The organism is Gemmiger formicilis (genome assembly GCF_024462815.1).
In the GTDB taxonomy this organism is placed as follows: Bacteria; Bacillota; Clostridia; order Oscillospirales; family Ruminococcaceae; genus Gemmiger.
On the sequence record NZ_JANGCG010000008.1, the window covers coordinates 81,590 to 106,631 of the forward strand.

The 25,042-nt window shown below is 60.1% G+C and carries 29 protein-coding genes; 2 read left to right on the plus strand and 27 right to left on the minus strand.

The window, feature by feature from the left end:
- Nucleotides 1-281: 281 nt before the first annotated feature.
- The 11 genes from NE623_RS08550 to NE623_RS08600 form a co-directional block, all read right to left on the minus strand.
- Nucleotides 282-1,250, minus strand: coding sequence for a substrate-binding domain-containing protein (locus NE623_RS08550; protein WP_256272059.1), 969 nt, complete (start codon nt 1,248-1,250; stop codon nt 282-284).
- Nucleotides 1,234-2,952 (minus strand): cache domain-containing sensor histidine kinase, encoded by a 1,719-nt coding sequence (locus NE623_RS08555; protein WP_256272058.1) that lies wholly within the window; start codon nt 2,950-2,952, stop codon nt 1,234-1,236. The genes NE623_RS08550 and NE623_RS08555 overlap by 17 nt, the downstream gene beginning before the upstream one ends.
- Nucleotides 2,949-4,202: a response regulator gene (locus NE623_RS08560; RefSeq protein WP_256272057.1), complete on the minus strand. Its 1,254-nt coding sequence runs from the start codon at nt 4,200-4,202 to the stop codon at nt 2,949-2,951. Before NE623_RS08560 ends, NE623_RS08555 begins: the two co-directional genes overlap by 4 nt.
- A 43-nt stretch (nt 4,203-4,245) precedes the next feature.
- On the minus strand, nt 4,246-6,096 hold the full coding sequence (uvrC, locus tag NE623_RS08565) for an excinuclease ABC subunit UvrC (RefSeq protein WP_256272056.1): 1,851 nt from the start codon (nt 6,094-6,096) through the stop codon (nt 4,246-4,248).
- A 66-nt stretch (nt 6,097-6,162) separates the two neighbouring features.
- Entirely contained in the window at nt 6,163-6,426 is a 264-nt protein-coding gene (locus NE623_RS08570; protein WP_007046747.1) for an HPr family phosphocarrier protein, read from the minus strand.
- Nucleotides 6,427-6,675: 249 nt separating this feature from the next.
- Entirely contained in the window at nt 6,676-7,908 is a 1,233-nt protein-coding gene (trmD, locus tag NE623_RS08575) for a tRNA (guanosine(37)-N1)-methyltransferase TrmD (protein ID WP_256272055.1), read from the minus strand.
- Between the two features lie 4 nt (nt 7,909-7,912).
- The gene (gene rimM / locus NE623_RS08580; RefSeq protein WP_256272054.1) at nt 7,913-8,443 is read right to left on the minus strand and encodes a ribosome maturation factor RimM; all 531 of its coding nucleotides are present in this window, start codon (nt 8,441-8,443) and stop codon (nt 7,913-7,915) included.
- A gap of 61 nt (nt 8,444-8,504) precedes the next feature.
- Nucleotides 8,505-8,738 (minus strand): KH domain-containing protein, encoded by a 234-nt coding sequence (locus NE623_RS08585; protein WP_147610860.1) that lies wholly within the window; start codon nt 8,736-8,738, stop codon nt 8,505-8,507.
- A 30-nt stretch (nt 8,739-8,768) separates the two neighbouring features.
- Nucleotides 8,769-9,011 carry a 30S ribosomal protein S16 gene (rpsP, locus tag NE623_RS08590; RefSeq protein ID WP_256272149.1) on the minus strand — a complete coding sequence of 81 codons (243 nt, stop codon included), beginning with the start codon at nt 9,009-9,011 and terminating at the stop codon, nt 8,769-8,771.
- 97 nt (nt 9,012-9,108) lie between these two features.
- Nucleotides 9,109-10,458 carry a signal recognition particle protein gene (gene ffh / locus NE623_RS08595; protein ID WP_256272053.1) on the minus strand — a complete coding sequence of 450 codons (1,350 nt, stop codon included), beginning with the start codon at nt 10,456-10,458 and terminating at the stop codon, nt 9,109-9,111.
- On the minus strand, nt 10,448-10,846 hold the full coding sequence (locus NE623_RS08600) for a sigma factor-like helix-turn-helix DNA-binding protein (RefSeq protein ID WP_256272052.1): 399 nt from the start codon (nt 10,844-10,846) through the stop codon (nt 10,448-10,450). Before NE623_RS08600 ends, ffh begins: the two co-directional genes overlap by 11 nt.
- Nucleotides 10,847-11,070: 224 nt before the next feature.
- Here NE623_RS08600 and NE623_RS08605 point away from each other — a divergent pair, with 224 nt between their 5' ends.
- Nucleotides 11,071-11,964: a PLP-dependent cysteine synthase family protein gene (locus NE623_RS08605; RefSeq protein WP_256272051.1), complete on the plus strand. Its 894-nt coding sequence runs from the start codon at nt 11,071-11,073 to the stop codon at nt 11,962-11,964.
- A gap of 105 nt (nt 11,965-12,069) precedes the next feature.
- On the plus strand, nt 12,070-13,434 hold the full coding sequence (locus NE623_RS08610; RefSeq protein WP_256272050.1) for a WG repeat-containing protein: 1,365 nt from the start codon (nt 12,070-12,072) through the stop codon (nt 13,432-13,434).
- A gap of 43 nt (nt 13,435-13,477) precedes the next feature.
- On the opposite strand, the gene NE623_RS08615 is transcribed toward NE623_RS08610, so the two are convergent.
- The 16 genes from NE623_RS08615 to NE623_RS08685 all read right to left on the minus strand — a co-directional run bounded on the left by NE623_RS08615 (nt 13,478) and on the right by NE623_RS08685 (nt 24,992).
- Complete coding sequence (locus tag NE623_RS08615; protein ID WP_256272049.1) at nt 13,478-14,302, minus strand: NYN domain-containing protein; 825 nt, start codon at nt 14,300-14,302, stop codon at nt 13,478-13,480.
- Nucleotides 14,303-14,305: 3 nt separating this feature from the next.
- On the minus strand, nt 14,306-15,445 hold the full coding sequence (locus NE623_RS08620) for a THUMP domain-containing class I SAM-dependent RNA methyltransferase (RefSeq protein WP_256272048.1): 1,140 nt from the start codon (nt 15,443-15,445) through the stop codon (nt 14,306-14,308).
- A 133-nt stretch (nt 15,446-15,578) separates the two neighbouring features.
- Nucleotides 15,579-16,058 (minus strand): S1 RNA-binding domain-containing protein, encoded by a 480-nt coding sequence (locus NE623_RS08625; RefSeq protein WP_256272047.1) that lies wholly within the window; start codon nt 16,056-16,058, stop codon nt 15,579-15,581.
- Between the two features lie 72 nt (nt 16,059-16,130).
- Nucleotides 16,131-16,430: an FtsB family cell division protein gene (locus NE623_RS08630; protein WP_256272046.1), complete on the minus strand. Its 300-nt coding sequence runs from the start codon at nt 16,428-16,430 to the stop codon at nt 16,131-16,133.
- A gap of 42 nt (nt 16,431-16,472) precedes the next feature.
- Nucleotides 16,473-16,952: a hypothetical protein gene (locus NE623_RS08635; RefSeq protein WP_256272045.1), complete on the minus strand. Its 480-nt coding sequence runs from the start codon at nt 16,950-16,952 to the stop codon at nt 16,473-16,475.
- On the minus strand, nt 16,952-17,263 hold the full coding sequence (locus NE623_RS08640; protein WP_256272044.1) for a YabP/YqfC family sporulation protein: 312 nt from the start codon (nt 17,261-17,263) through the stop codon (nt 16,952-16,954). The genes NE623_RS08635 and NE623_RS08640 overlap by 1 nt, the downstream gene beginning before the upstream one ends.
- A gap of 70 nt (nt 17,264-17,333) precedes the next feature.
- Nucleotides 17,334-17,579, minus strand: a complete 246-nt coding sequence (locus NE623_RS08645) for an RNA-binding S4 domain-containing protein (protein WP_256272043.1) — start codon at nt 17,577-17,579, stop codon at nt 17,334-17,336.
- 77 nt (nt 17,580-17,656) lie between these two features.
- Nucleotides 17,657-17,929, minus strand: coding sequence for an HU family DNA-binding protein (locus tag NE623_RS08650; protein WP_256272041.1), 273 nt, complete (start codon nt 17,927-17,929; stop codon nt 17,657-17,659).
- A 69-nt stretch (nt 17,930-17,998) separates the two neighbouring features.
- Nucleotides 17,999-18,673 (minus strand): nucleoside triphosphate pyrophosphohydrolase, encoded by a 675-nt coding sequence (mazG, locus tag NE623_RS08655; protein WP_256272040.1) that lies wholly within the window; start codon nt 18,671-18,673, stop codon nt 17,999-18,001.
- Between the two features lie 72 nt (nt 18,674-18,745).
- Nucleotides 18,746-19,216 carry a zinc ribbon domain-containing protein gene (locus NE623_RS08660; RefSeq protein WP_256272039.1) on the minus strand — a complete coding sequence of 157 codons (471 nt, stop codon included), beginning with the start codon at nt 19,214-19,216 and terminating at the stop codon, nt 18,746-18,748.
- Nucleotides 19,217-19,349: 133 nt separating this feature from the next.
- Entirely contained in the window at nt 19,350-20,276 is a 927-nt protein-coding gene (locus tag NE623_RS08665) for a nucleoside kinase (protein WP_256272038.1), read from the minus strand.
- Nucleotides 20,239-21,699: a coproporphyrinogen dehydrogenase HemZ gene (gene hemZ, locus NE623_RS08670; protein WP_256272037.1), complete on the minus strand. Its 1,461-nt coding sequence runs from the start codon at nt 21,697-21,699 to the stop codon at nt 20,239-20,241. Before hemZ ends, NE623_RS08665 begins: the two co-directional genes overlap by 38 nt.
- Nucleotides 21,700-22,305: an MBL fold metallo-hydrolase gene (locus NE623_RS08675; RefSeq protein ID WP_256272036.1), complete on the minus strand. Its 606-nt coding sequence runs from the start codon at nt 22,303-22,305 to the stop codon at nt 21,700-21,702.
- Between the two features lie 10 nt (nt 22,306-22,315).
- Nucleotides 22,316-22,771: a D-aminoacyl-tRNA deacylase gene (dtd, locus tag NE623_RS08680; protein ID WP_256272035.1), complete on the minus strand. Its 456-nt coding sequence runs from the start codon at nt 22,769-22,771 to the stop codon at nt 22,316-22,318.
- An 18-nt stretch (nt 22,772-22,789) separates the two neighbouring features.
- Nucleotides 22,790-23,284 (minus strand): ACT domain-containing protein, encoded by a 495-nt coding sequence (locus NE623_RS14895; RefSeq protein ID WP_370866722.1) that lies wholly within the window; start codon nt 23,282-23,284, stop codon nt 22,790-22,792.
- Entirely contained in the window at nt 23,211-24,992 is a 1,782-nt protein-coding gene (locus NE623_RS08685; RefSeq protein ID WP_370866723.1) for a RelA/SpoT family protein, read from the minus strand. The genes NE623_RS14895 and NE623_RS08685 overlap by 74 nt, the downstream gene beginning before the upstream one ends.
- Nucleotides 24,993-25,042: the final 50 nt, after the last annotated feature.

Below are 25,042 nucleotides of genomic sequence, written 5' to 3' on the forward strand. Positions count from 1 at the left end.
AAGTTTCTCCTTCTTTTTGCAGTGGATTTTTTTCGGGCCGCGGTAGAGGTGCGGGCCCTGTTGACAGTTATTATCATACCCGGCGCGGGGCAAAAAAACAAGGTGAAATTTCACCGATGAAAAGGGGATTTTTTCACCGTTTAGGTCGGTTTCGCTATTCTGTGTTCGCTGTTTTTGTGCATATTGCTCATAAAAAGTAACAAAACGGTGTTGGTTGCCTTGATTTTGTAAGAACTTTTTGATAAAAATAGACCTCCCTCGGTGAGGGAGGCCGGAAATGCTTACCCGAATGGGAACAAAGCCTTCTGTTTATCCATTGCAAACATATTGTCCCGGGTGATGATGCGCGTGGTGGTGATGCTGGATTTCTCCACACTGCTTCCCTGCCCGGCCAGCAGCTTGAAGGCGCTTTCCACGCCAAAATAGCCCATACCGTAGGTGTTCTGGATGACCAGCGCGTCCGCCGCGCCGCTCTGCAGGGCGTCCAGCGTCTGGATGTTGGAGTCAAACGCCGCAAGCCAGAGGTCATCGGTGCGGTGCAGCTGCTCGACTGCCTGCGCCGCACCCACGGCGGTGGTCTCGTTGAGGGCAATCAGCACGTTGATTTCGGGGTGGGCGCGCAGCATGGTCAGTGCGTCCCGGTAGGCGCTCTGGGAATCCGGGTGGGTGGAAACCGCGTCGATGATCTCCGCACGGCCGCTTTCGGCCAGCGTGTCGCGCGCCCCCTGTTCCCGGTCACGGCCGTTTGCACCGTTGACCTCATAGTTGATCAGCCCCACGCAGAGCGTGCCTTCCGTGCCGTCCAGCGCGCTCTGGGCAGCCATCTGCCCCGCACCGTAGTTGTCGGCCCCGATGTAGGCCGCCACATGGTCAGAATGCACCGCCGAGTCAATCCCGATGATGGTCACCCCGGCAGCAGCAGCCGCGTCAATCGCCGCCGCGTTGGCCTCGTAGTCAATCGCCGAGAAAACAATCGCCTGCGCGCCGTCCTCGACCGCCTTCTCAATCAGGCGGTTCTGCTCGTCATAGTTTTCCTCATTGTCGGGGGCGGATACGGTCAGCTGCATATTGTATTCGGTTGCCGCGGCCTCTGCCCCGACAATGACCGCCTTCCAGAACTCGGCATCCTCGGATTTTGCCACCAGCGCCACCCGGTAGCGGGCCGTGTTGCGGTCGGTAACCTGCATAGAACAGCCCGCCAGCAGCACCGCAAGGGCAGCGGGCAGAAGGCTCTTAATGATTCTTGTCATACTCGCCCTCCCTGTCCTCCGGCACACGCGGGGTGCGTATCGTAACGGTTGTGCCCTCGTAGGGGGCGCTGGTGATGGACAGCCCGTACCCCGGGCCGAAGTAGATGCGCAGCCGGTCATTGACGTTTTTGACGCCGATGCCGGTACGGTCGCTGGGCTCATTCTGCAAAAGCGCCGCCACCTGCTCCGGCTCCATACCGATGCCGTCATCGGCCACGATGAGCAGAATATCCCCGCCGTCCGGCCTGACGGTTATCTCGATATGCCCGGCGTCCACCATCAGATCCAGCCCATGCACAATGGCATTTTCAATGATGGGCTGCAGCGTGATTTTGTTGCACAGGCAGTGCAGGCAGCCCTCGTCCACCGTAAAGTGGTAGGTAAACTGATTCTTGTAGCGGTATTTCTGAATCTGCAGATAGGCCTCGGCGTGCTGCAGTTCCTTTTCAATGGGTATCAGCTCATGGCCGCGGCTGATGCTGATGCGGAAGAGCCGCGCCAGCGCGTGCACCATCTGGACGGCGTCCGCGTTTTTGCCGCGCTCACACATCCACGCAATGGAATCCAGCGTATTGTAGAGAAAATGTGGGTTAATCTGCGCCTGCAGGGCCTTGAGCTCGGTCTTGCGCAGGTCAATCTCCTCCTCGCGCACGGTGGTCATCAGGCGCTGGATGCGCCCCACCATATGGCCGAAAGAGTCCGACAGGTTCTGCACCTCCCGCGTGCCTCGCACCGCGCAAAAGACAAAGTGATCGGCATCCTGCTCAAACGCCTCCATTGCGTTCTCCAGCTGCTGGAGCGGGCGGGACAGCAGGCGGGACAGCACCCAGCCCACCGCCAGCGCCGCCACAAAGATCAGCGCTGCCGTTGCCACAGCGATGCGCACCATCTGCCAGAAGCTTTCGTTGACGGTCTCATCAATGTAGCTGACGCCGACAACGCGCCAGGGGCTGTTCGGCACACGCTGGACACTGTAGATGACGGTATCCGCCACATAGGTGCCGTCACCAAGGCAGGCCAGACGCCCTGCTTCCTCCTTTTTCAAGCCTGCGTAGAGAAGCTGCTGCTGCGGGTGGTAGACCATGTTGCCGCGCTCATCCATCAGGTAGCAGTAGCCGTGCTGGCCGATGCCGACGTTGCTGATGGTGGCGGCCAGCTCGGTAAAGCTGAGGTCCACCGAGAGCCAGCGCGCCGCGGCATTGTCCGGTACCGGGCGGACGATGGAGACCACCCACGGATAGTAGCCGGTAAAAATCGACTCGACGTGGGGCGTGCTGATATAGCCGCCGCTGAGGCGCTGGGCGGTTGTCAAATCAAACGAGAGGTTGCGCAGAATGTCCGCCTTGGGTGTGCGGCCGTCCTGTGCCCAGCAGTTCAGCAGGCTTCCGTCTGCATCGTAGACCGTGATGGCCGCAACTTCGGGCCGGGCGGTCAGAAACGCGCCAAGAAACGCATCCCGGGGTGCGGCGTCCTCCTGCAGTTGCTCCTGCACAATGGCCACGGCGCTGTCCAGCGTATGGACATAGTTGCCCACCGAGCCCACAACCTGACTGACCGCCTGCGCACTGTTGGTGCGGGCGCTCTCCACAATGGCGGCGCGGTAGCTGCGCAGGAATAGCACGGTGCACAGGGTCAGCACTGCCACCGCCACAGCGGAAATCAGCGCCGCCACAAGCTGGGCTGTGCGGGGCGGGCGCCTCACGGGCGGGCCTCCCCGGCGGCGCGGGCACGGCGCAGCGCCACCGGCGAGGTGCCGCTGTATTTTTTAAAGCAGTAACTGAAATAGTGCTGGTCGGTGTAGCCGCACCGGCGGGAAATCTCTTGTATCTGCAAATCCGTGGTCAGCAACAGCTTCTGGGCGTTCTCCATACGGCGGCGCACCAGAATGTTGATGAAGGTCTCCCCCTCCGACTTCTTGATGCAGGCGCTCAGATGGTTGGGGCTGACATCCAGCATGGCGGAGAGGGACGCCAGCGAGAGGTTCTCGTCCATGTAGTTCTGCTCAATGATTTCAAGTGCACGCTCACAGAGGCTGCCGGTCTTGCGGGCGTCCGCCGTAAAACTGACGCCGCTCTCGTCCTCCTCCGCCGTGTGCATGGCCTCCACCGCCTGGCGGTAGGCATCATTCAGGTCACTGAACCGCGCAAGTTCGCGGCTGACGCCCACGCTGGCCCTGCGGCCCAGCGCGCGCTCTGCCAACTGGCAGATTTCATCGGCCAGAATGTGCAGATATTCCTCAAAGTCAGAGGAGTTGCCCAGCAGCACCGCCACCGCACGGCCGCAGCAATAAAACACGAAGTGGCGCAGATATTTGTTGGCAATCTGGGCCACCAGCTGGGTAAAGCCCGCCGCGTAATCCGCCGGGCCGTTCAAGGCCGCAGCCAGCACCACAAGGCTGCTGCGGTCATCCAGCCCGCGCAGCAGGCCACATTCACCGGCGGTCACGCGCAGGCGGTTCTCCAAATCCTCGGGGGCGTTGTCATATCGCGCCAGCACCAGCGGGATTAGGAAGGCGGCGCGGTCCGCATTGGCGGCATCGGCGCGGCGCCACCCGGCATAGCGGGCGTCAATCTTCTCATGGATGGACTTCAGCTCTGCCGCCAGACCGTCCATCGTAAGCGGCTTGAGCATATAGCTGATGATGTTATACTGAATGGCCTGCTTGGCGTACTCAAAATCATCATAGCCGCTTAAAAAGGCAATGTGCATGGCGGGGCGTATCTCGCGCACCTGCCGCGCCAGCTCAATGCCGGAGATAAAGGGCATACGGATGTCGGTCAGCAGCAAATCCGGTTCCAGACGTTCGACCAGCTCGAGTGCGTCCAGGCCGTTGCTGGCACTGCCCACAAGGTGGAAGCCCAGCGCCTCCCACGGAATCATTGTGCAGACCGCTTCCCGCAGCTCGTCCTCATCGTCCGCCACAATGACGGTGTAGATATTTTTGTCAGCCATAGTTCCTTCCTTTTGTGTTGTAGAGGTGTGTTGCAGAGGATTTTTATACGCCGTTGCGCAGGGCGTTGTAGAGCATTTCCGCTTTGGCGTGGCTGATGCCCTTGACCTCCTCCAAATCGGAGATGCTGGCGGCCTTGACGGCGGCAACCGTCTTGAAATGCGCCAGCAGGGCGGCGCTGGTCTTTTCGCCCACACCCGGAATGGCCGTGAGGGTGGCGGCGTAGGACTTTTTCTTCATGGCGCGCTTGCGGTAGTCATTGGCGTAGCGGTGAGTTTCGTCCTGGATGTTCGTCACAAACGTGAAGATATTGCGGTGGCGGTTGATGGCGATTTCCCCGCCCGCATCGTCCACAATGGCACGGGTGCGGTGGTGGTCATCCTTGACCATACCGAAGGTGGGCACGTGCTCGAGCGCTGTGCCGCGCAGGGCCTGCTTGACCGCCCCCACCTGCCCCCGGCCGCCGTCAATCAACAGCAAATCCGGCAGAGTGGCAAACTGGTTCTGCGGGCCGTCCGGCTTTTCGCCGCGGCGGGCCATCTCATACTCAGCGGCGCGGCGGGACAGTGTTTCCGCCAGCGAGGCATAGTCATCGGTACCCGCAACGGTTTTCATCTTAAAGCGGCGATAGCCCGCACGGTGGGGCTTGCCGTCCTGAAACACCACCATACCGCAGACGCTGGAGCCGTCGCCCCAGTTGGAGATATCGTAGCTTTCAATGACACGGGGCGGCTTTTTCAGCCCCAGCACCTGCGCGGCCTCCTCCAGCAGCTTTTCCTCCCGAGTGTAGCGCCCGCTTTCGCGGCCCAGACGCTCCACGGCGTTGGTGTAGGCCATTGTGACGAGCTTGGCCACATCGCCGCGCTGCGGCACATAGAGCTCCACCTTGGTGCCGCGGGCCTGATTCAGTGCCTCGTTCAGCGCCTCGGCATCAGGCGGCAGTGCATCCACCGCAATGGTTTTGGGGATGGTCTCGCCGTCCAGATAATACTGCGGCAGAAATTCTTCCCGCACGGCGTCAATATCAGTGGTGTCCCGGAAGAGAAACTCCCGCTTGTCGGTCAGGCGGCCGTCACGGTAGCGCAACACCGCGGCGCAGACTGCGTGCGTTGTGCCCGCCAGCGCAATGACGTCCATCTCGGTGTCGCCGTCCATAACCACCTTCTGCCCTGCCGCCACGCGGTCAATGGCCATAATCTGGTCGCGCAGCAGGGCGGCGGTCTCAAAGTCCAGCCGTTCGGAGGCGGCCTCCATCTTTTCGCGCAGCTGCTTGACAATGTCCTTTTTGCCGTAGCGAATCATCCGCAGCGCTCCCTGCACGGCGTCATTGTAGGCCTCACGGGTGATTTTGCCACTGCACACCGCCATACACTTGCCGATGTGGGCATTCAGGCAGGGGCGGCCCTTGCCGAAATCCTGCGGGAAATTTTTATTGCACCGCGGCAGCAGAAAGCAGTCCTGCGCGGTCTCCACCATTTCCCGCACGGCGAAGGACGAGGTAAACGGCCCGATATAGTCTGCGCCATCATCGTCCTTCTGCAGTGCTGCCGAGATACGCGGCCACACCCCGCGGGTGACCTTGACATAGCTGTAGCCCTTGTCATCCTTGAGCAGAATGTTGTATTTGGGGGTGTGTGCCTTAATCTGGCTGGCCTCCAGCACCAGTGCCTCAAACTCGCTCTGGCAGACAATGACGTCGAAGGTGAAGGCGTGGGCAATCATCTGGCTGACCTTGGCATCGTGGGGCACGCCCTCGCGGAAATACTGCGACACACGGGTTTTCAGCCGCTTGGCCTTGCCGATATAAATAATCGTGTCCGACTTGTCCCGGATGATATAGACGCCGGGCAGCAGCGGCAGCATACAGGCTTTTTTGTAGAGTTCAGCTTTTGTCATTGGGGGTGGCCTTTCGTGTACAAAAAAAGCGGCGGGTTGCCCCACCGCTGATTGTTTTTGGAGAAATCACTCGGCAAAGCCGGAGCTGACCAGCTTGACCAGACCATCAACAGCAGCCTGCTCATCAGCGCCGTCTGCAATGATGCGGATGGTGGTGCCGCCAACGATGCCCAGGCTCAGGACGCCGAGCAGAGACTTCGCGTTGACACGGCGCTCCTCCTTCTCGACCCAGATGGAGGACTTATACTCGTTGGCCTTCTGGATGAAGAAGGTAGCCGGACGTGCGTGCAGACCAACCTGATTCTCAACGGTAACTTCTTTAACGTACATAGTTATTCTCTCCTACTTTTGAAAATAATATGCCCTTGCGTATCTACCGTGGGCGACTTCCAGGCGGTCTATTGCGTGTTAATACGCCGCCTTGATTGTTTCTATTTTATCCTATTTAGTCGATTTTGTACAGTAGAAATTTGCAAATTTGGCAGGATTCTGTAATTCCTCCAAATCCGCGCGCCCCTGTTTGTGCATTTTAACCAGTTTATTTTCAACAACGTTGTAGATAGGCAACAAAAACAACGGTCATCCCTCGTACCGCATCTGCCATTCCTCGCACGGAACCGCCGCAAAGCAGTCCTTTTCGGCGGGGTCATAGCGGTGCAGCACAGTGCCGGTCAGCCGCCAGCCCATCCGCTTGTACAGCGCCATAGCGCGGGTGTTGGTGCTGAGCACACCGAGCGTCGGGCAGGCGTGCTCGGGCAGCTTTTTGCGGGCAAAATCCAGCAGCTTTGCGCCAAAGCCCTTGCCGCGTGCAGCCTCGGTCACAAACAGATGGCTGATTTCCCCGGTGCGGTGGCATACACCCACCATACCGTCGGCTGTGTCTTTGGTATAGTGCAGATAGAACGCCCAGCCGTTCTTTTTGTCCTGTTCCAAATCCGGCAGCCAGAACTCCGGCGTCATTTTTTCAAGATAGGCAGCGTCGCAGACCGGCGCACAGACCGTGCGGCGCCCCTCCGCCATCAGCGCGGCGCACAGCGCCAGCTGTTCGCCATTTTTCACAAGGCGGACGTTCTCGCCCCGCTTCCACTTCGGCAGCTCGGTCAGCGGGTGGCTCTCGCACCAGCTGTCATACAGATCCGGGCGGCGCTCCCGGGTGCGCTCCCGGCTCTGTGCCCCGCGCCATTCGTCAATTTTCTTGTGGTCGCCGGTCAGCAGCACAGGCGGCACAGCGCGGCCTTCCCAGACCTCCGGGCGGGTAAACTGGGGGTATTCCAGCAGACCATCCCAGTAGCTCTCATCCTGATAGCCCTTTTCCTCGGCCAGAACACCTGGCTGCAGGCGCAGGACGCTGTCGGCCACCACCAGACTGGCCAGCTCACCGCCGGTCAGCACATAGTCACCGATGGAGATTTCCTCATCCCCGAACGCGTCAATGACGCGCTGGTCAATGCCCTCATAGTGGCCGCAGACCAGCGTCACCGCGTCATAGGCGGCCAGCTCGCGGGCCTTCTCCTCATTGTAGGGGCGGCCCGCCGCGGTCAGAAAGACCACGTGCGGCTTTGCGCGGCCCTGCGCGGCGCACTGGCTCTGCACGGCGCGCAGGCAGTCAGCGATGGGCTGCGCGTACAGCACCATACCGCAGCCGCCGCCGTAGGGGTAGTCATCGGTCTGCTTCTGCTTGTTTTTTGTGTAGTCGCGAATCTGGTGGCAGTGCGCCTCAAACAGGTTCTTGGCCCGGGCGCGGCCCAGAATACTGGCCGAGAGGAAGCTGTCGCACAGCTCGGGGAAAAGCGTTACAATGTCAATGCGCATCGGCTCAGTCCTCGTCGCCGTTCACGGCCTCGGTGAACATACCCTCGATGGGCGTGACTGCAATTCTGCGGGCCTCTATATCAATCTGCTTCACAAACTCCGGCACGGCAGGCAGCATATGCTCGCCGCCCGCGGCGTCGGTCACGGTATAGATGTCCTGCGCAGCGGGGCGGTCTACGTTCGTCAGCTGGCCATAGACGCGGCCGGTTTCAGCATCCACCACGTCACAGCCCAGCAAATCATCAATGAAATAGCGGCCCTTGGGCAGGCGGGCGTCTGCCTTGGCCAGATAGTACACCCGGCCCACCTGTGCGCGGGCGGCGTCCATATCGCCAACGCCGTCCAGCCGCAGCAAAATCACGTTGCCCTGCGCACGCACGCCCAGCACGCGGGTCTCCCCTGCGCCGTCCGCACTTGTGAACAGCCGCTTGAATTTTGCCAGAAAGGCCGCGCCGTCACACAGCGGCAGGGCCTTCATTTCGCCGCGCACGCCGTGGGTAGAGACGATTTTGCAGGCGGGAAGATAGTTTTGCATAGGGTTCCTCCTGATACAGAAAAAGCACTTTACCGTGCGGCAAAGTGCTTTGTTGCGGGTCTTAGTCAATCTCAACGATGACTTTTTCGCCCTGACGGACGGCAGCGGCACGCATAACAACGCGAATCGCCTTAGCGATACGGCCCTGCTTGCCGATGACGCGGCCCATATCGGCCTCGGCCACCTTGAGGTGGTACACAACAGTGCCGTCCTCACGCATGGGATCAACAGTCACCTGCACGGCCTCCTTGTCTTCGACAAGGCCGCGGGCAACGGCTAATAAGAGTTCCTGCATGTGGCGTTCCCTCCCTGAAAAGCGAACAGATTACAGAACAGCGGCCTTCTTGAGAATCTCGCGGACGGTGTCGGTGGGCTGAGCGCCGTTGTCCAGCCACTGCTTTGCCTTCTCGGCGTCAATCTTGACAACAGAGGGCTCCTTGGTCGGATCGTAGTAGCCGATCTCCTCAATGAAACGGCCATCACGAGCAAAGCGGCTGTCAGCAACAACAACGCGGTAGAAAGGAGCCTTCTTGGCGCCCATGCGGCGCAGACGAATCTTAACCATAATACTATTCCTCCAAAAATTGTTTACGGCCCTTGCGGGGCATCTTCTATATTGTACATCCCGGGGCCGTAAAGCCGTGCGGGTCATACCGGATTGATTTTCAGCGGCCAAAGCCTTTGAAGCCACCGCCCATATTGCCCAAGCTGCGCATAAAACCCTTGGGGTTGCGCTTGACCTTTTTCATCATCTTCTGCATCATTTCAAACTGACGCAGCAGCTTGTTCACGTCCTCAACCGAGGTGCCGGAGCCCGCTGCAATGCGGCGCTTGCGCTTGGGATTGATGATATCGGGCTTGGCACGCTCTGCCGGGGTCATCGAGTAGATGATGGCCTCAATGCGGGGCAGTGCCTTTTCATCGACAGCGTCCGCGTCAATCTGGCTGCCACCAGGCATCATGGCCAGCAGTGCGGAAGCGCCGCCCATCTTTTTCACCTGCTGGAATTGGGTCAGCAGGTCGTTCATATCGAACTTGTTCTCCATCAGGCGCTTGGCAGCGGCCTCGGCTTCCTTGTCATTCTGCAGCGTCTGCGCCTTCTCAATCAGGGAAAGCACATCGCCCATACCAAGGATACGGTTTGCCATGCGGGCCGGATAGAACGGCTCCAGGTCCTCGAGCTTTTCGCCGGTGCCCTGGAAGTAGATGGGCATACCGGTGACGGCCAGCACCGAGAGTGCCGCGCCGCCGCGGGTGTCACCATCCGTCTTGGTCAGGATAACGCCGCTGATGCCAACCTTTTCATTGAAGGTCTTGGCCACGTTGACGGCTTCCTGACCGGCCATTGCATCGACAACCAGCAGCGTCTCATCGACCTCCACCGCCTGCTTGATGCGCACCAGCTCATCCATAAGCTGGTCATCAATCTGCAGGCGGCCTGCGGTATCCAGAATCACAATGTCATTGCCGTGATCCTTTGCGTAGGCCATCGCCTTCTGGGCGATAATCTCGGGCTTCTCGGTGCCCAGCGTAAAGACCGGGACACCGGCCTGCTCACCCACCACCTTCAACTGCTCAATGGCGGCGGGGCGGTAGATATCGCAGGCAACCAACAGCGGGCGGCGGCCCTGACTGCGGTAATACTTGCCAAGCTTTGCGGCGTGGGTGGTTTTACCGTTGCCCTGCAGGCCGCACATCATCAGCACGGTCTGGCCCTTGTTTTTCAGGCGCAGGATTTTTGGCTCATTGCCGCCCATGAGGTTGGTCAGCTCTTCATTGACGATTTTGACAACCTGCTGGGCGGGGGTCAGGCTTTCCATGACCTCCTGCCCCATGGCGCGCTCCGAAACCTGTGCGCAGAAGTCCTTGGCAACCTTGTAGTTGACATCGGCCTCCAGCAGGGCCATGCGCACCTCGCGCATGGCGGCCTTGATATCAGCCTCGTTCAGCTTGCCCTTGCCGCGCAGCTTTTTGAAAACGCCATTCAAGCGCTCTGTTAAAGACTCAAAGGCCATCGGCATCCTCCTGCGTGTCCAAGCATTGTAAAATCGTGAGCATTTCCGCGGTATCCCTGTGGATACGCGGGTCCGGCGTGTACGAGCCGGAGTTGCAGCAGCGAATCTCTGTGGCAAGGGTCTGCAGGCGGTCAAGCTCTGCCTGCATCCGGGTGTGGCGGCGGGCGTTGCCCAGCTTTGCCTCCAGCTCATCCAGCGCGGCCTCGCCATGCTTGATGGCGTCCCGCACCCCCTGCCGTGTTATGCCAAGGTTCTCGGCGATCTCAGCAAGGGACAAGTCCTCATCATAGTATTCCGTCAGGATGACGCGCTGCTTTTCCGTCAGAACCGGGCCATAAAAGTCCAGCAGAACGGAGTAGGCCAGGTTTTTCTGCGGCTTACCGGCCATGCCCGCGCCCCCTTTACTGCTTGTGAAAGCCGTGTAAAGTAATTTTCTTTACATCAGCCTTTGCATTATACCAGCCAAAGGGGCAAAAGTCAAGGGCTTCCGCCGTATTTCCTGCGATTTTCTGCGAAAAAATGTTCTGCCCCGAATTTCAATTTTTCTGTGCAAATCCTGTCGGAATATGCTATAATAAAAGACTACTGTTATCGAAAGCGAGGTGTCCCGGCGTGGCGATTCTGCACAGCTATTATCAGGAGGTCTACCGTTCCCCGGTTGTGCGGCTGGACGGCTATTCCGGCCGTCACGGGCTGGAGGCGGGCATCCTTGCCTATCTGGATTTCGGCGGCGCAACCGGCACCTCCAAGGACGGCCTTGCCGAGACAATGCTGGCCTTTGCCACCGAGCGCGGCGAGCTGCAGCCCAATATGCCGGTGGTGGAAGCCAGCTCCGGCAGCTTTGGCGCGGCGCTGGCCGTCAGCTGTGCCACCACCGGCCACCCCTGTATTCTGGTTGTGCCCAGCAATCTGCCCATTGCACGCCGCAAGCACCTGCAGGATTTGGGGGCGCACATCATCGCCTGCAGCAGCGGCGGCCGCCGTGCGATGGACCGCATTGCCGCGGACACTGCCAAGCGGTACGGCGGGTACTACACCCACTATTTTTCCAATGACGATAACCCCGAGTACCACCGCCGTGTGACCGGGCCGCAGATACTGAAGCACGCCGGGGACGCGATTGACGCGGTGGTCATCGGCGTAGGCAGCGGCGGCACCATCACCGGCGTGGCCGAGTACATCAAGGCATGGAACAGCATGGTGCGCATCGTGGCCGTGGAGCCCGCCGAGTGCGCCGCCATCTCGGGCGGGTTCATCGGCCAGCACGGCATTGCGGGCATCGGGCCCGGCTTTGTGCCGGAGAACTACAACCCCTATGTGGTGGACACGGTGCTGACCGTCTCCACCGCCGACGCTGAGCGCGCCGCACGCGAGGTGCTCTTTTTTGACGGCGTGCCCGCCTGCACCAGCGCCGGGGCCACACTGGCCGCCGCCGTGCAGCTGATGGGCATGGGCAAGGCCAAGCGCCCCCTGTGCGTGTTTGCCGGGCGTCGCACCTACGAATAAATTGTAAATTTTCCACAAGCGCCCTGCACCGTATTCCCCGGTGCGGGCGCTTGTGCTATAATTATAATAAAGATAAAGGCGATAAAGAAAAAGGTGGTGTGCCGTATGAAATATTGGCTCTGTATTCTGCCCGCCCTGCTGCTGGTGGGCTGTGCCGGTGCAGCCTTCCCCTCCGGCGTGGATGTGCCGCCCACCTCCGTGCCTCAGACCGCCTCCACCGCCGAGACAGCCGAAAGTGCCGCCACATCCGCACCCACCGCAGCCCCGCCCCAGGGTCTTATCCCGACCGATGCGCCCGTGATGGACTACGACGACATCCGGCTCATTGCCTATGTGCGGGAGTTCCAGACCTATCCTGATACCGACTACTATACCATGTGCAGGGACGGCAAATGGGGCCTGATGCGCAGCGATGGCACCGAGGTTCTTTCCTGCCGCGCACCGTACCCGCTGTTTGAATGCGGCTGGAACGCCCACCGCTGGCACGGTTACACAGACGGCATGACATGGGAGGAAATCGAGCCGCTGCAAGAGCTGCTGAACGCCCAGTTGAAAGAAAGCGGCGACGGTGTGCTCTGCGACGCCCACGACGGCGGCGGCTATCGAATGTTTGTCTATTTGCAGGATGCCAATGTGTACGTCTACGCGGGCAGCATCGGCCCCGGCGAGTTTGCCGCCCCCACCGACGAGGCCATGTGCCTGTACAGCGGCCGTGCCGACGGCATCGTACCCACGGTCAGCGGCACGACCACCCACGAGAGCGACGATTGGTACAATTTCGTCAGCGACGGGGTCTATGTGTATCGGGACAGGAACGGCACAGCGGCTAATGGCTGCACATACAGCGCGGCTGATTTCTTCTTTGATGCATCGCTGGCCCCTGCCCAACGGGATGGCCGCTGGGTATATCTCGACACAACGGGCCGCGAGGCGACAGGTTTATGCTATGATGCCGTGTACGGTTTTGATATTTACTCCAACACACCGCTGACCGCCGCCCGCGCCGCACCGCTGCTGAACGGCTATGCGGTCGTGTGCCGGGATGGTCAGTTTGGCCTGTTGGATGGCAGCGGGGCTGAGTTTGTCCCCTGCACCTATGACGGTCTTGTGTGGGACGGCGGCACAGCCTGGGTCAAGCAGAACGACGTCTGGCACGAGTACACAATTCCCGGTGTGGCAAAGCCCGACCCGCTGGATACGCTGTCCGGGGATATCGTCGCCCCGGATACGCGGCCCACTCGGACGGATACCGTGTATTTTCGGGCGGACGCCGATAGCAGCAACCGTTTGAATCTGCGCACCGGGCCAGGAACGGAATATGATATCATCGACCGGATATCTTCCAGCACGCTGCGGGTGTATGGGTACACCAGCGCCACCCCCGGCTGGGCACTGGTGCGGTATGATCCGCTGTATGGGATGCCCCATTTCGGCTGGGTGAACACGTCGTATTTGCTGCCTGCGGAATAGAAAAATGCCCCCTGAGCGTGATGCGTTCAGGGGGCTGCTTCTTTTACTGTTTTTTCTTCCGCGTTGTGCGCTTTACGGTGCGGCGCTGGGGCGGTTTTTGGGCAGGTTTCGGGGTGGGCTTGACGTGGACGAACTGAATCGGGTTGCCGTTGGCGAGAATCTGCTCCTCCACCTCAAGCTCCGGCAGGGAATCCAGAAATTTGTTCAGGCTCTTGGAGCCAAAGTTGCGCACGTCAAAGTCCGGGTAGCGCTTGATGAGCTGGTCCCCCACGCGGGAGGTGCGCACCCAGCCGGTGCCGTCATCCATCTCGTCAATCAGACCGTGAATGATTCGGCCGATGGAATCGCGGTTGATGGCGGCGTCATCCCCCGCCGTGGCGCGGGCGTTCGTCTCCGCCACCGGGGCCGCAATGGATGGCTCCTCCGGCTCGCCGTGGTCGAGAATCAGGTCAAGGTATTTGAACTGGTCACACGCCTTGACAAAGGGGCCGAGAGCCTTGCTCTCGCCCATGCCGATCACCAGCTTGCCGGCCTCGCGCAGGCGGGCGGCCAGCCGCGTAAAGTCACTGTCCGAGGAAACGATGCAGAAGCCGTCCAGATTGCCGCCGTACAGCAAATCCATTGCGTCGATAATCATGGCGGAATCCGTGGCGTTTTTCCCGGTGGTGTAGCTGTACTGCTGGATGGGGATAATCGAGTTGTTCAGCAGCGCATCCTTCCAGCTCTTCAGCCGCACATCGGACCAGTCGCCGTAGATGCGCTTGCAGGCGGCAACGCCGAAGCTCGCGGCCTCGTCCAGAATGACCTTGACGTACTTGGGCGAAATATTATCTGCATCAATCAGAATCGCCAGCTTCAGGTCTTCCATCGCTTACTTCCTCTCCCGCTTGGGCTGCTCAAAGTACATATAGAGCTGGCACGGAATCATACCGTTGTAGATTTTGCGGCGGCGGGCGGCCTTTTTGCCGAAGTGCTGTTCAAAATCCGCATCCGCCGTGATGGCGTACAACCCCTGCGCCGGGTGCGCCTGCCAGACCTGACCCAGCGTTTTTGCAAGGCTGGCTGCCTCGGACGCATCGCCGAGACGCTCTCCGTAGGGCGGGTTCGTCAGGACAGTGGCATTGTCCAGTGCACGGAAGTCCTTGACGTCCGCCACCTCAAAGCGGCAGCGGTCCCCCACGCCCGCCAGCTTGGCGTTGGCGTTGGCCAGCGCCACGGCGGCGGGGTCAATGTCATAGCCGATGCCCTCAAAGGCGGCGTCCTTGCGGACCTCCTCCAGTGCCTTCTGGCGCTGCTCGGCCCAGATGCCAGCGGGCACAAAGTCAAAGTGCTCCGCGGCAAAGCGGCGGCGCAGGCCGGGAGCCAGGTTCAGCGCCTTCTGTGCAGCCTCAATGACCAGCGTGCCGGAGCCGCAGAACGGGTCCTGCACCAGAGAATCCCGGCGCACACGGCCCAAATCGGCAATGGCAGCGGCCAGCGTCTCCTTGATGGGCGCAAGGGTGGCGTTTTTGCGGTAGCCGCGCTTGTGCAGGCCATCGCCGGAGGTATCCAGATAAATCTCCACCACGTCCTTGCGCAGGGCAAACCGCACCTTGTACAGGGCACCGTCCTCGGGCAGGGTGCTGACCTTGTGGCCGTTCATCAGGCGTTTGACGATGGCCTTCTTGATGATGCTCTGGCAGGCGGGCACGCTGGAAAGCTGGCTGGACAGGCTGGAGCCCTTGACCGGGAAGGCCGCATTGGCGGGGAGCAGTTCCTCCCACGCAATGTTGTAGCAGCCGTCAAACAGCTCGTCAAAGGTCGTTGCCTTATAGGTGGCCAGCAGCAGCAGCACGCGCTCGGCCGTGCGCAGGTTCAGGTTGGCGGCAGCGATAATATCCGCCCCGCCCTGAAACGCCACGCGGCCATCCGTGACCTGAATGTTTTGTGCGCCCAGACGCTTGACCTCGAAGTTTAGCGTCGATTCCGTGCCGAAAAAGCAGGGCGCGACCATCGTATACAGTGTAGACATAGGTGTCCTTTCTTTGGAGGCAACACTGCACAATTCCCGCCTGACAGCTTGAGCAGTGTTGCCTTGAAAATTGCAAAAAGACCCCAGCCCGGCGGCTGACAGCCGTCAGGATAGGGCCGTTCGTTCTGGAACTTTAGCCGCGGCGGCGGGAGTAGCCACCACGGTGGTTCTCCGTCACGCGCTTCAAATCCGCAATCTTTTCCTCGCTGCGGGTCTTGTAGCGGGCCATCATATCCTCAAAGCTCATCTCGCCCTGCGGTGCGGCGGGCTTGGGCTGCCAAACGCGGGGCTTTTCCTCACGCTTGGGGCGCTGGGCCGGGCGGCGGTCACCGTTGGCGCTGCGCTCCCCATGCTGCGGGCGTGCAGGACGCTCCGGCGCGGGCTGGGTGCGCTTGATGGACAGTGCAATCTTGCCGTCCGGTGCAATGGAAATCACCTTGACAGAGACCGTCTGCCCATCGCTGAGCACCGTGGTAAGGTCCTGTACAAACTCGTAAGAAACCTCGGAGATGTGGACAAGACCGGTCTTGCCCTCCGGCAGAGAAACGAATGCGCCGAACGGCTTGATACCAGTGACCTTGCCCTCGACAATATCCCCAACTTGTAATGCCAAACTAAGATACCCCTTTAATTTTGATTTTTTATTACAGGGGGCTGCCGCAAAGCGTCCCCGCTGAAAACGAAGTTATTTGCCGCTGATGTCCACAAACACGCGCTCGTTGGGCTTGGCATAGCCCTGCTCGCGGGCGTAGCGCTCAATGATGGCGCTTTCGCCCTGCTCCAGCGTGCCGGACAGCTCGGCGTTTTCGGTAAGCTGTGCGCTGAGCTGGTTCTGCACCGACTGCAGCTCCTGCTGCTTGGAGGCAATGGAAACCTGATACTGCACAAGGTTTATAAACAGCGACCCGCAAATAATCAGGAACACCGGCACGGTAATCCACCACGGCAGAAGCCCACGGCGGGCCATTCCCTTATTGCGTTTCATGCGCGTGCCCTCTTTCTCCAAAACACAGATTACTACTTGTAGCTAATTATATAATACTTTCGACGGCTTTTGCAACCGTTTTTCAGCGGATTTTTTGCTTTTTCGGGACTTTTTTGCTATATGCCGGGCACGGCGGCAGTTTCGGGCGGCTGTCAGGCGGGTTCTGACCGGCTGCACCGCCTTTTTATGCACAAAGCGCAGCGGTGCCAGTAGCAGCTGCGTCAGCCGGAAGGCCGCCCTGTGCACGGTGGGCTGCACGGCCCTGCGCCAGCAAAGTGCCCCCAGCAGCATTGCGGCGCTCATATACCAGCGGGCCAGTCCCCCGGCGCTGGCCCCGGCCGCAAAGCCGCAGACCAGCACCGCCGCGGCGGCAAAGGCCGCCACGTCACAGAAAAAGCACCGCACCGGGCCTTCCCCCAGTGCAAGGCGCACGGTGTCCCGCCCCGCCGCCAGCAGGCAGCCAAGCCCCAGGCACCACAGTGCATCGCTCAGCACGGCCCATGCCGCGGGGGCCGGGGCCATCAGCGAAACAGGCGTGCCAGCAGGCCGCCGCCGGATTCCCTGTTTTCTGCATATTGCAGATACTCAATTTTGCCGGATATCTGCACCTGCCCGCTTTGGGTGGAGAGCTCGCCAATCTGCAGCTCCTGCCCGCCGACGGTCAGATTGCCCAGCGGCGTTTCCAGCACAGCCGCGTTTTCGTCACAGCTGATAACCCGGCTCACGCCGGTAACGGCCAGATTGCGCCGATCCTTCAGCGCCAGACCGTGGCCCTTGATTGGCACAGGGTCAGCGGTGCGGGGCGTGCGCGGTTCCATTTTTGTTTCCGGCATTGGCGGTTTCCTCCCCACGATTGGTTACAGTGATACTGTATGCGGGGCAAGGCGGTTTTAGAACACACGCTCAATCTTCTATAATTTCAAACATTTCCCGGGCAACGTCCTTGCCCTTCTGCTCCACATCAGACAGAACACGGATTTTCACCGGGCGGTTGCCGAAGGTGACCTCGATGATGTCACCGACCTTGACGGTATAGCTTGCCTTGGCGGGCTTGCCGTTGACCAGCACGCGGCCCGCGTCCGCAACCTCGTTGGCCAGAGTGCGGCGCTTGATGACACGGCTGACTTTCAGGTATTTATCCAGACGCATGGTAGGTAGTTCCTTTCTTGATGACACAAAACCGCCCCGCCGCAAAGGACGCGGTGGGGCGGGCCAGTTCGTTCAGATTACTGGACAGAGTCCTTCAGAGCCTTGCCGGCCTTGAAAGCAGGCAGCTTGGAAGCCTCAATGGTGATTTCCTCACCGGTCTGGGGGTTGCGGCCCTTGCGTGCAGGGCGCTCACGAACCTCGAAGGTGCCAAAGCCGACCAGCGTGACCTTGTCGCCCTCCTTCAGGGCGTTGGTGATGGCGTTCAGAGCACCGTTGACAGCGGCCTCTGCATCCTTCTTGGTCAGGTTTGCTTCGTTTGCAACAGCGGCAATCAGTTCAACTTTCGTCATGGTATTGTACCTCCAATGTTATATCAGCAAAAAGCGGCTGCGGAAATTTCCGTCCGCCTGGCGCACTTCTTAGCTATTCTTGTGATTTGCGGTGAACGCAGCATTGTATTGCTGCAGGGCCTGCTCAGGGTCTATGCCGACGCTTCTGGCCAGCGCGGCCGCGGCAAACAGCAGCTGCCCCATCGCCTGCTCAGCGGCGGGCTTATCCGGTGCAGCCTCCACCACAGCAGCGGCGGCGGTGATTTCTGCGGCTGTATCCCGCACGGCAACGCCATAGCGGGCAGCGCGCTTTTGCAGCTTGGCCGCACGCATCAGCGCAGGCAGTGCCTTGGGCACGCTCTCCAAATCATCTGCAAGGGTCAGGCGGCCCTTTTCCTTATTCTTGAGCGAATCCCAGTCTTTTATGCTGTCATCCCCGCCAAAAATATGCGGATGGCGCGCAATCAGCTTGCGGCATACGCCGTCACAGACCTCGTCAAAGGTAAAGTGCCCGGCCTCCTGTTCTATCTGCGCGTGAAAGGCCACCTGCATCATCACATCGCCGAGCTCCTCACAGAGCAGCTCGGGGTCATTCAGGTCGATGGCATCCACGGCCTCATAGGCTTCCTCCAGAAAATTCATCCGTATGGATGTGTGGGTCTGCACCTTGTCCCAGGGGCAGCCGTTTTCCGGGTCACGCAGGATGGCGATAATGGCAGCCAAATCCTCTGCCGTGTACTGGTTCTTTTCGGGGTATGCGTTCATAGGCCTCTTTCGCCCGCAAAAGCAATACGGTTAATTTTACACAAATTGCGGGATTTGTCAAGTGTTGGCAGCTTACAGCTGTGCGCCGCAGTGGTTGCAGAACAGTGCGTCGCCGTCCACCTCAGACTTGCAGACCGGGCAGATCTTGGTCTCACCGCGCAGCTGGATGGGCTCTTCCTCGATTTCCTCGTCGGCGGTCTTGTCCACAGCGGGCTCCTCGGCAGCAGCCTCAGCGGCCTCCTGTGCCTCGACCTCGGCGCGCTCATCTTCGGTCATATTGGCCTTGATGTCCTCAATGGCCTTCTCGACCTCGGCAACAGCGTCGATATACTTCTCAACCAGAGCAGGATTCTCCTCGCCGGCCTTATGCAGGCTGTAGACCAGCGCGCCCAGCTGGCGCTGTGCCTTGGACAGGCGCGCCTGCTGGTTCAGCAGATCCAGCTTGTTCTTGCCCTTATCGGCCAGGTCCTGTGCAGTCTTTTTGGCAGAGTCCATCAGCTGCAGGCCCTGCTCTTTCAGCATCTCAATATCCAGTTCAAACATAAGGGTACACCTCTTTCTCTAGTCTATGCCCCGGCTGCTCCGCCGGGTGATTTAGGTCTATTATAGCCCATTGCGGCGCGGTTTGCAACGCGCAAATGTATATTTTCCGTGAATTGTACGGCAATATCCGGCATTATTTGCCGATAAATTCCCGCAAAAGGCTGTTTTCGGGCACAAGCTCGGTACCCAGCGCCGGAAATTCCGCAAACCTGCGGCGCAGCACTTCCAGCTGGCGGGCCTGCGTGGCGGTCAGCGCCGGGTCGGCGGGCATGGCATCCAGCACCGTGCGCCACAGGCAGACCTCATAGGTGTGGGTGGTGTCCAGCAGCAGGTTGGCACGCGGTTTGTAGGGCTTGATGAAGCGGTCTTCGCCCGCGCAGACATGGCCCCATAGCCCCAGCGTGAACGCCGCGCCGTGCCCGCGGAACAGGTAGTCCCGCACAATGCGCCGCGCAAGGCGGATATCCCGCGTGGCCAGGCAGCGGCTATCGTGGGCATCGGCGTACTCTTCCCGCAGGCCCGCATACAGGCAGAGCGCGGCATCGTCGGGCAGTTCCTCGGTCAAGGCCGGGTTCAGGGCGTGCAGGCCCTCGATAATTACCACACCGTCCCGGGCGTCAATATGCTGGGTGCCGCTGGGCCGCTGCTTGGTAAAATCAAACACAGGGGCGTCACACACGCCGGTGGTGTACAGGTCCTTCAGGCAGCTGTGCAGCTCTGCAAGGTTCAGCGCCTCCAGGCTCTCATAATCGTCACTGCCATCCGGGTTTTTGGGGTATTTTCCCTCGCCGATATAGAAATCATCAAGGCTCAGCACCCGGCTGTTGTGGCCGCGTGCGGCAACCACCCTGGCAATCTTGTGCGCCGAGGTGGTCTTGCCCGCCGCCGAGGGGCCTGTCAGCATGACAATGCGGTGCCCGGCAGCCAGAACCTCATCGGCAATGCTCTCAATCTGGTCATGATAGTGCGCCTCGCTCAGTGCCGCAAGCTCCTGCGGGTGGCGGGCCGCCAGCGCGACAAGGTCACGGCTGACGAAGCGTTTGCGATGTGTAACGTGCATAGAAATCCTCCACGGCGGCTTTGCGGTCCAGGATTTCCGCAAAGCGGTCGATATATTCCGTAGGATATTTGAAGTTAAAGACGCGCTCAATCTTGCCGCGGCGCTGCCCCGGAATGACGAGCTTGGTAGAGCCGCCCGCACCGGCCGACAGGATAGTGTGAACCTCCTCCATAATATAGATATTATACAGGCATTCAAAACCGGGCTTGGCCCAGCCGATATTTTCCAGATTCTGCAGTGTGCCCTTCTGGCGGTACATATAATACGGCCGGTACCCGGCCTCGGCCAGAAGGCCGCACTTGTCCAGCATGGCGGCCACATCGGCGTAGTCGGCGGCGCGGTGCTCCACCACAATGTTGGATGCACGCTTCAGCGTCAGCGTGTGCACCGTGATATTCTCCGGGGCAAGGGCGATTGCCTGACGCAGACTGGCCTCAAAGCCCTCGACCGTGTCCCCCGGCAGACCCGCAATCAGGTCCATATTGATGTTGGTATGCCCGGCGGCGCGGGCGGCGGCAAAGCAGTCAATGATGTCCTGCGCCGTGTGGCGGCGGCCGATGTTTTGCAGCACCGTGTCCGAGAAGGTCTGCGGATTGATAGAAATGCGCGTAGCGCCGTACCTTTTTAGAATTTGCAGCTTCTCCGCGTCCGTGCAGTCCGGGCGGCCGGCCTCCACCGTGTACTCGTCCAATTTCGCTAAATCAAACGTCTTTGCGATATGGGCCATCAGCTGCTCCAGCTGCGGTGCGCTCAGGCTTGTGGGCGTGCCGCCGCCGATATAAAAGGTGCGGATACGCAGCCCACAGCGGTCGGCCGTTTTGCGGATGGCGGTCAGCTCCTCGCAGAGCTTATCCACATAGGGCTGCACCAGTGCGCGGGTCGCCTTGTCCCCCACCGTGCGGGACACAAAGCTGCAATAGCTGCACCGCGTCGGGCAGAACGGGATGCCCGCATAGACGCTGCAGTCCATCGGGTCAGCGGCGTCCAGCACCGGCTTCTGCAAGTCGGCAATGCCCAGCGCCAGCGCAAATTTTTCCGGCGTGCAGGCAAAATGGCCAAGGAAGCGCTCCCGGATTTCCGCCTCCGTTGCCCCGGCAGCTCTCATGTCGTGAATGATGCGCACCGGGCGCACGCCGGTCATCATGCCCCACGGCGGTGTGATGCCGGTGGCCTGGCACAGAAAGCCGTACAGCAGGCAGCACAGCGCATACTCTGCATCGGTGCCCGCCGGGCGCAGCTTGGTGCGCCACTGTAATTTTCCATTCAGGCGCAGGAGGATAGAGTCGGTGCAAAGGTGGCTCTGCGCCAGCACAAAATCCCCCTCCAGCGGCAGAATTTCTGCTTTCTCCGCCCCCGGAAAGAACAGCCGCGCCGTGTGCTCGGCCTCATAGCCCGCTGCCGGGCCGCGTAAAATAATCTGCATTTAATACCATGCCCCATTCATATAAGGATTGGTGCTGCGCTCCTGCCCCAGTGTGGAGAAGCCCTCGTGCCCGGGCAGGACTTTTGTTGCATCGGGCAGCGGCAGCTCTGCCAGCAGGGACAGGCTCTGCTGCATTTCCCGCGCACTGCCGCCGGGGAAATCCGTGCGTCCGCAGGAGCCCGCAAACAGCGTGTCGCCACTGAAAAGCAGCCCATAGCAGGACAGGCAGACGCCGCCCTTGGTGTGGCCCGGCGTATGGTAAATGGTAAACGTCAGCTCGTCAATTTTCAGCTCGTTGTTAGCGGGCCAGCTGTCGGTCAGCACATCAGGCGTCAGCGGCAGAAGCTGGCTGCCCTGCGCATCGGCGGGGTCCATATACACCTTGCAGCCGGTCGCCTTTTTCAGCGCTGCCACCGCGCCCACATGGTCATAGTGGCCGTGGGTGAGCAGGATATGGGTCAGCTCCGCCCCTGCTTCCTCCAGCGCCTTCAGATAGATGCCCGGCTCGGCGGCGGCATCAATGAGGATGCCGTGCTTTTCATTTGTAATGATAAGGAACGTGTTGGTATACAGCGGCGGTACACCGTGGATATGCTGTAAATTCATCGCTGCCTCCTTATTTTTTCCATTCGTCGGTGTCAATCACAATGGTCACAGGGCCGTCATTGACAAGGTCAATCTGCATATCGGCGCCAAACTCGCCGTGCTGCAACGCTTTAAGGCCCTGATGGCTCATTTCCTCAAGAAATTTGTCATAGCACGGCACAGCCAACTCGCCCTTGGCGGCGTGGATAAAGCTGGGGCGTTTGCCCTTGGCCGTATCACCATACAGGGTAAAGTTGGACACAACCAGCGCGGAATAGCCCAGCTCGACCGCGCTGCGGTTCAGCTTGCCGTTTTCATCCTCAAAAATGCGCAGATGAGCGCATTTTTCGGCCAGCTTGGGCACAATGGCAATATCGTCCGTGTCCCGCACGCCCAGCAGAATGACAAGGCCGGGCCCGATGGCGCGGGGCTCACCCCCATTGACAGTAACGCTTGCGCGGGTTACGCGCTGGATGATGGCACGCATGGGAATCGCTCCTTATTTTTAGTTTCTGGTCACGCTGACAACGTCTTTGACTTTTTTCAATCTTGCCACAACGCTGTTCAGATGCTCGGTGTTGGTAATGCCCACGGTCACACTCATGCGGGCGCGGCCCTGCTCTGCGGCGCGGGCCGTCAGCGAGTAGATGGGCACGCGCATATCGCCCAGCGCCAGTGCCACATCAGAGACGAGGTTCGGGCGGTCCATACAGACAATATCCAGCGTAGCCTTGTAGTTTTCGCGGGCTTCATCGTCCCAGTAGGCGCGTACCCAGCGGTCGGCGTTTTCGGGGTGGCGCATACTCTCGCGGGCGTTGGCGCAGTCCCGCTTGTGGATGGACACGCCAAAGCCGCGGGTGACAAAGCCGACAATCTCATCACCGGGAAGCGGCGAGCAGCATTTGGCAAACTTGATGGGGCAGTTGTCAATCCCCTCCACCACAACGCCGTCCGACGAGTGCATCCGCTTCAGCTGCACCGTGACCGGCTTCGACTCCACGGCCTGCAGCTTGGTGTACTCTTCCTTCAGCTTGCTTCAGCTTGGGCAGCATCCGGGAAATCTGCAACCCGCCGTAGCCGATGGCCGCGTACATTTCCTCCACGCTGTTGCAGCGGTTGCGGCGGGCCAGCGCCTCCATAAAGAGGTCATGCTGCTCCTCGGTCAGGGTCATGAGGTTGCGGCGCAGCTCACGCTCCAGCGCGTCGCGGCCCTCCTGAATATTCTCTTCTCTGCGTTCTTTTTTGAACCAGTTGCGGATTTTATTCTTGGCCTCGCTGGTCTTGACAATGTTGAGCCAGTCGCGGCTGGGGCCGCGGTTCTCGGGGCCGGTGATAATTTCGATAATCTCGCCGGTCTGCACCTTATGGTCGATGGGCACAATGCGGTTGTTGACCTTGGCACCAATCATACGGTTGCCGACCGCCGAATGGATGGCATAGGCAAAGTCGATGGCCGTGGCCCCGGCGGGCAGATTAATCACATCGCCGCGGGGCGTGAAAGCAAAGACCTCCTCCGGCAGCAAATCGCTCTTGATGTCGCTGAGCAGGTCAGTGGCATCAGCGCTGGAGCGCTGGCTTTCCAGCAGCTGGCGCACCCACGCCAGACGCTCGTCCAGCTTATCACTGCTGCCGGTGATGCCGGCCTTGTACTTCCAGTGCGCGGCAATGCCGTACTCCGCCATACGGTCCATATCCCAGGTGCGAATCTGCACCTCAAACGGAATGGCCTCGCGCCCGATGACCGTGGTGTGCAGGGACTGGTAGCCGTTGGGCTTGGGGGTGGAGATGTAGTCCTTGAAGCGGTTGGGCAGCGGATGGTACATATCGTGAATCAGGCCCAGCGCCGTGTAGCACTCGGCCACATTGTCCAGAATGATGCGCACAGCGTAGATGTCGTAGATTTCCTCAAAATCCTTATTCTGTATATACATCTTGCGGTAGATACCGTAGATGCTCTTGACGCGGTGGCGGATGGTGGCCTTCTGGATGCCGTTCTCGGCCAGATGCTTGGCGATAGTGTGGCAGACCTGATGCAGGAACTCGTCCCCATGCTTATTGAGCAGGTCGCGAATGGTCTCATAGCCAACCGGGTCCAGATAGTGCAGGCTGCGGTCCTCCAGCTCCTCCTTGATGTTGGAGATACCCAGACGGTGCGCGATGGGCGCGTAGACCTCCATCGTTTCCAACGCCTTGTCGCGGCGCTTCTGCTCGGGCCATGCGTCCCCGGTGCGCATATTGTGCAGCCGGTCGCACAATTTGATAATCATAACGCGGACATCCTGGCTCATGGCCAGCAGCATTTTGCGCAGGTTCTCGGCCTGACGATCCTCCACGTTGGAAAATTTAATCTGGGTCAGCTTGGTGACGCCGTCCACCAGCAGGGCAACCTCGGGACCGAATTTCTGCTTGATTTCCGCCACCGTGACCGGCGTATCCTCGGCCACATCGTGCATAAGAGCGGCGGCGATGCTCTCGCTGTCCATGCCCAGCTCCACCAGAATCTGCGCTACGGAAAGCGGATGGCAGATGTACGGCTCGCCGCTGCGGCGGCGCTGTGTGCCGTGGGCCTTTTCCGCCAGCGCGTAGGCGCGGTCTATCATATCAAAATCATAGGGACGGCCGCTGTCGATGAGGCTCTGCTTCAGGTCATCATAAGTGATGGGCATTTTTACTTCCTGCGTTGCTTCCTGCACGTTCGTGTTTTCCATAGTCCGTTTCCCCTCCGTATTCTATCCCTCACGGGCGGTTTCCACCGCCC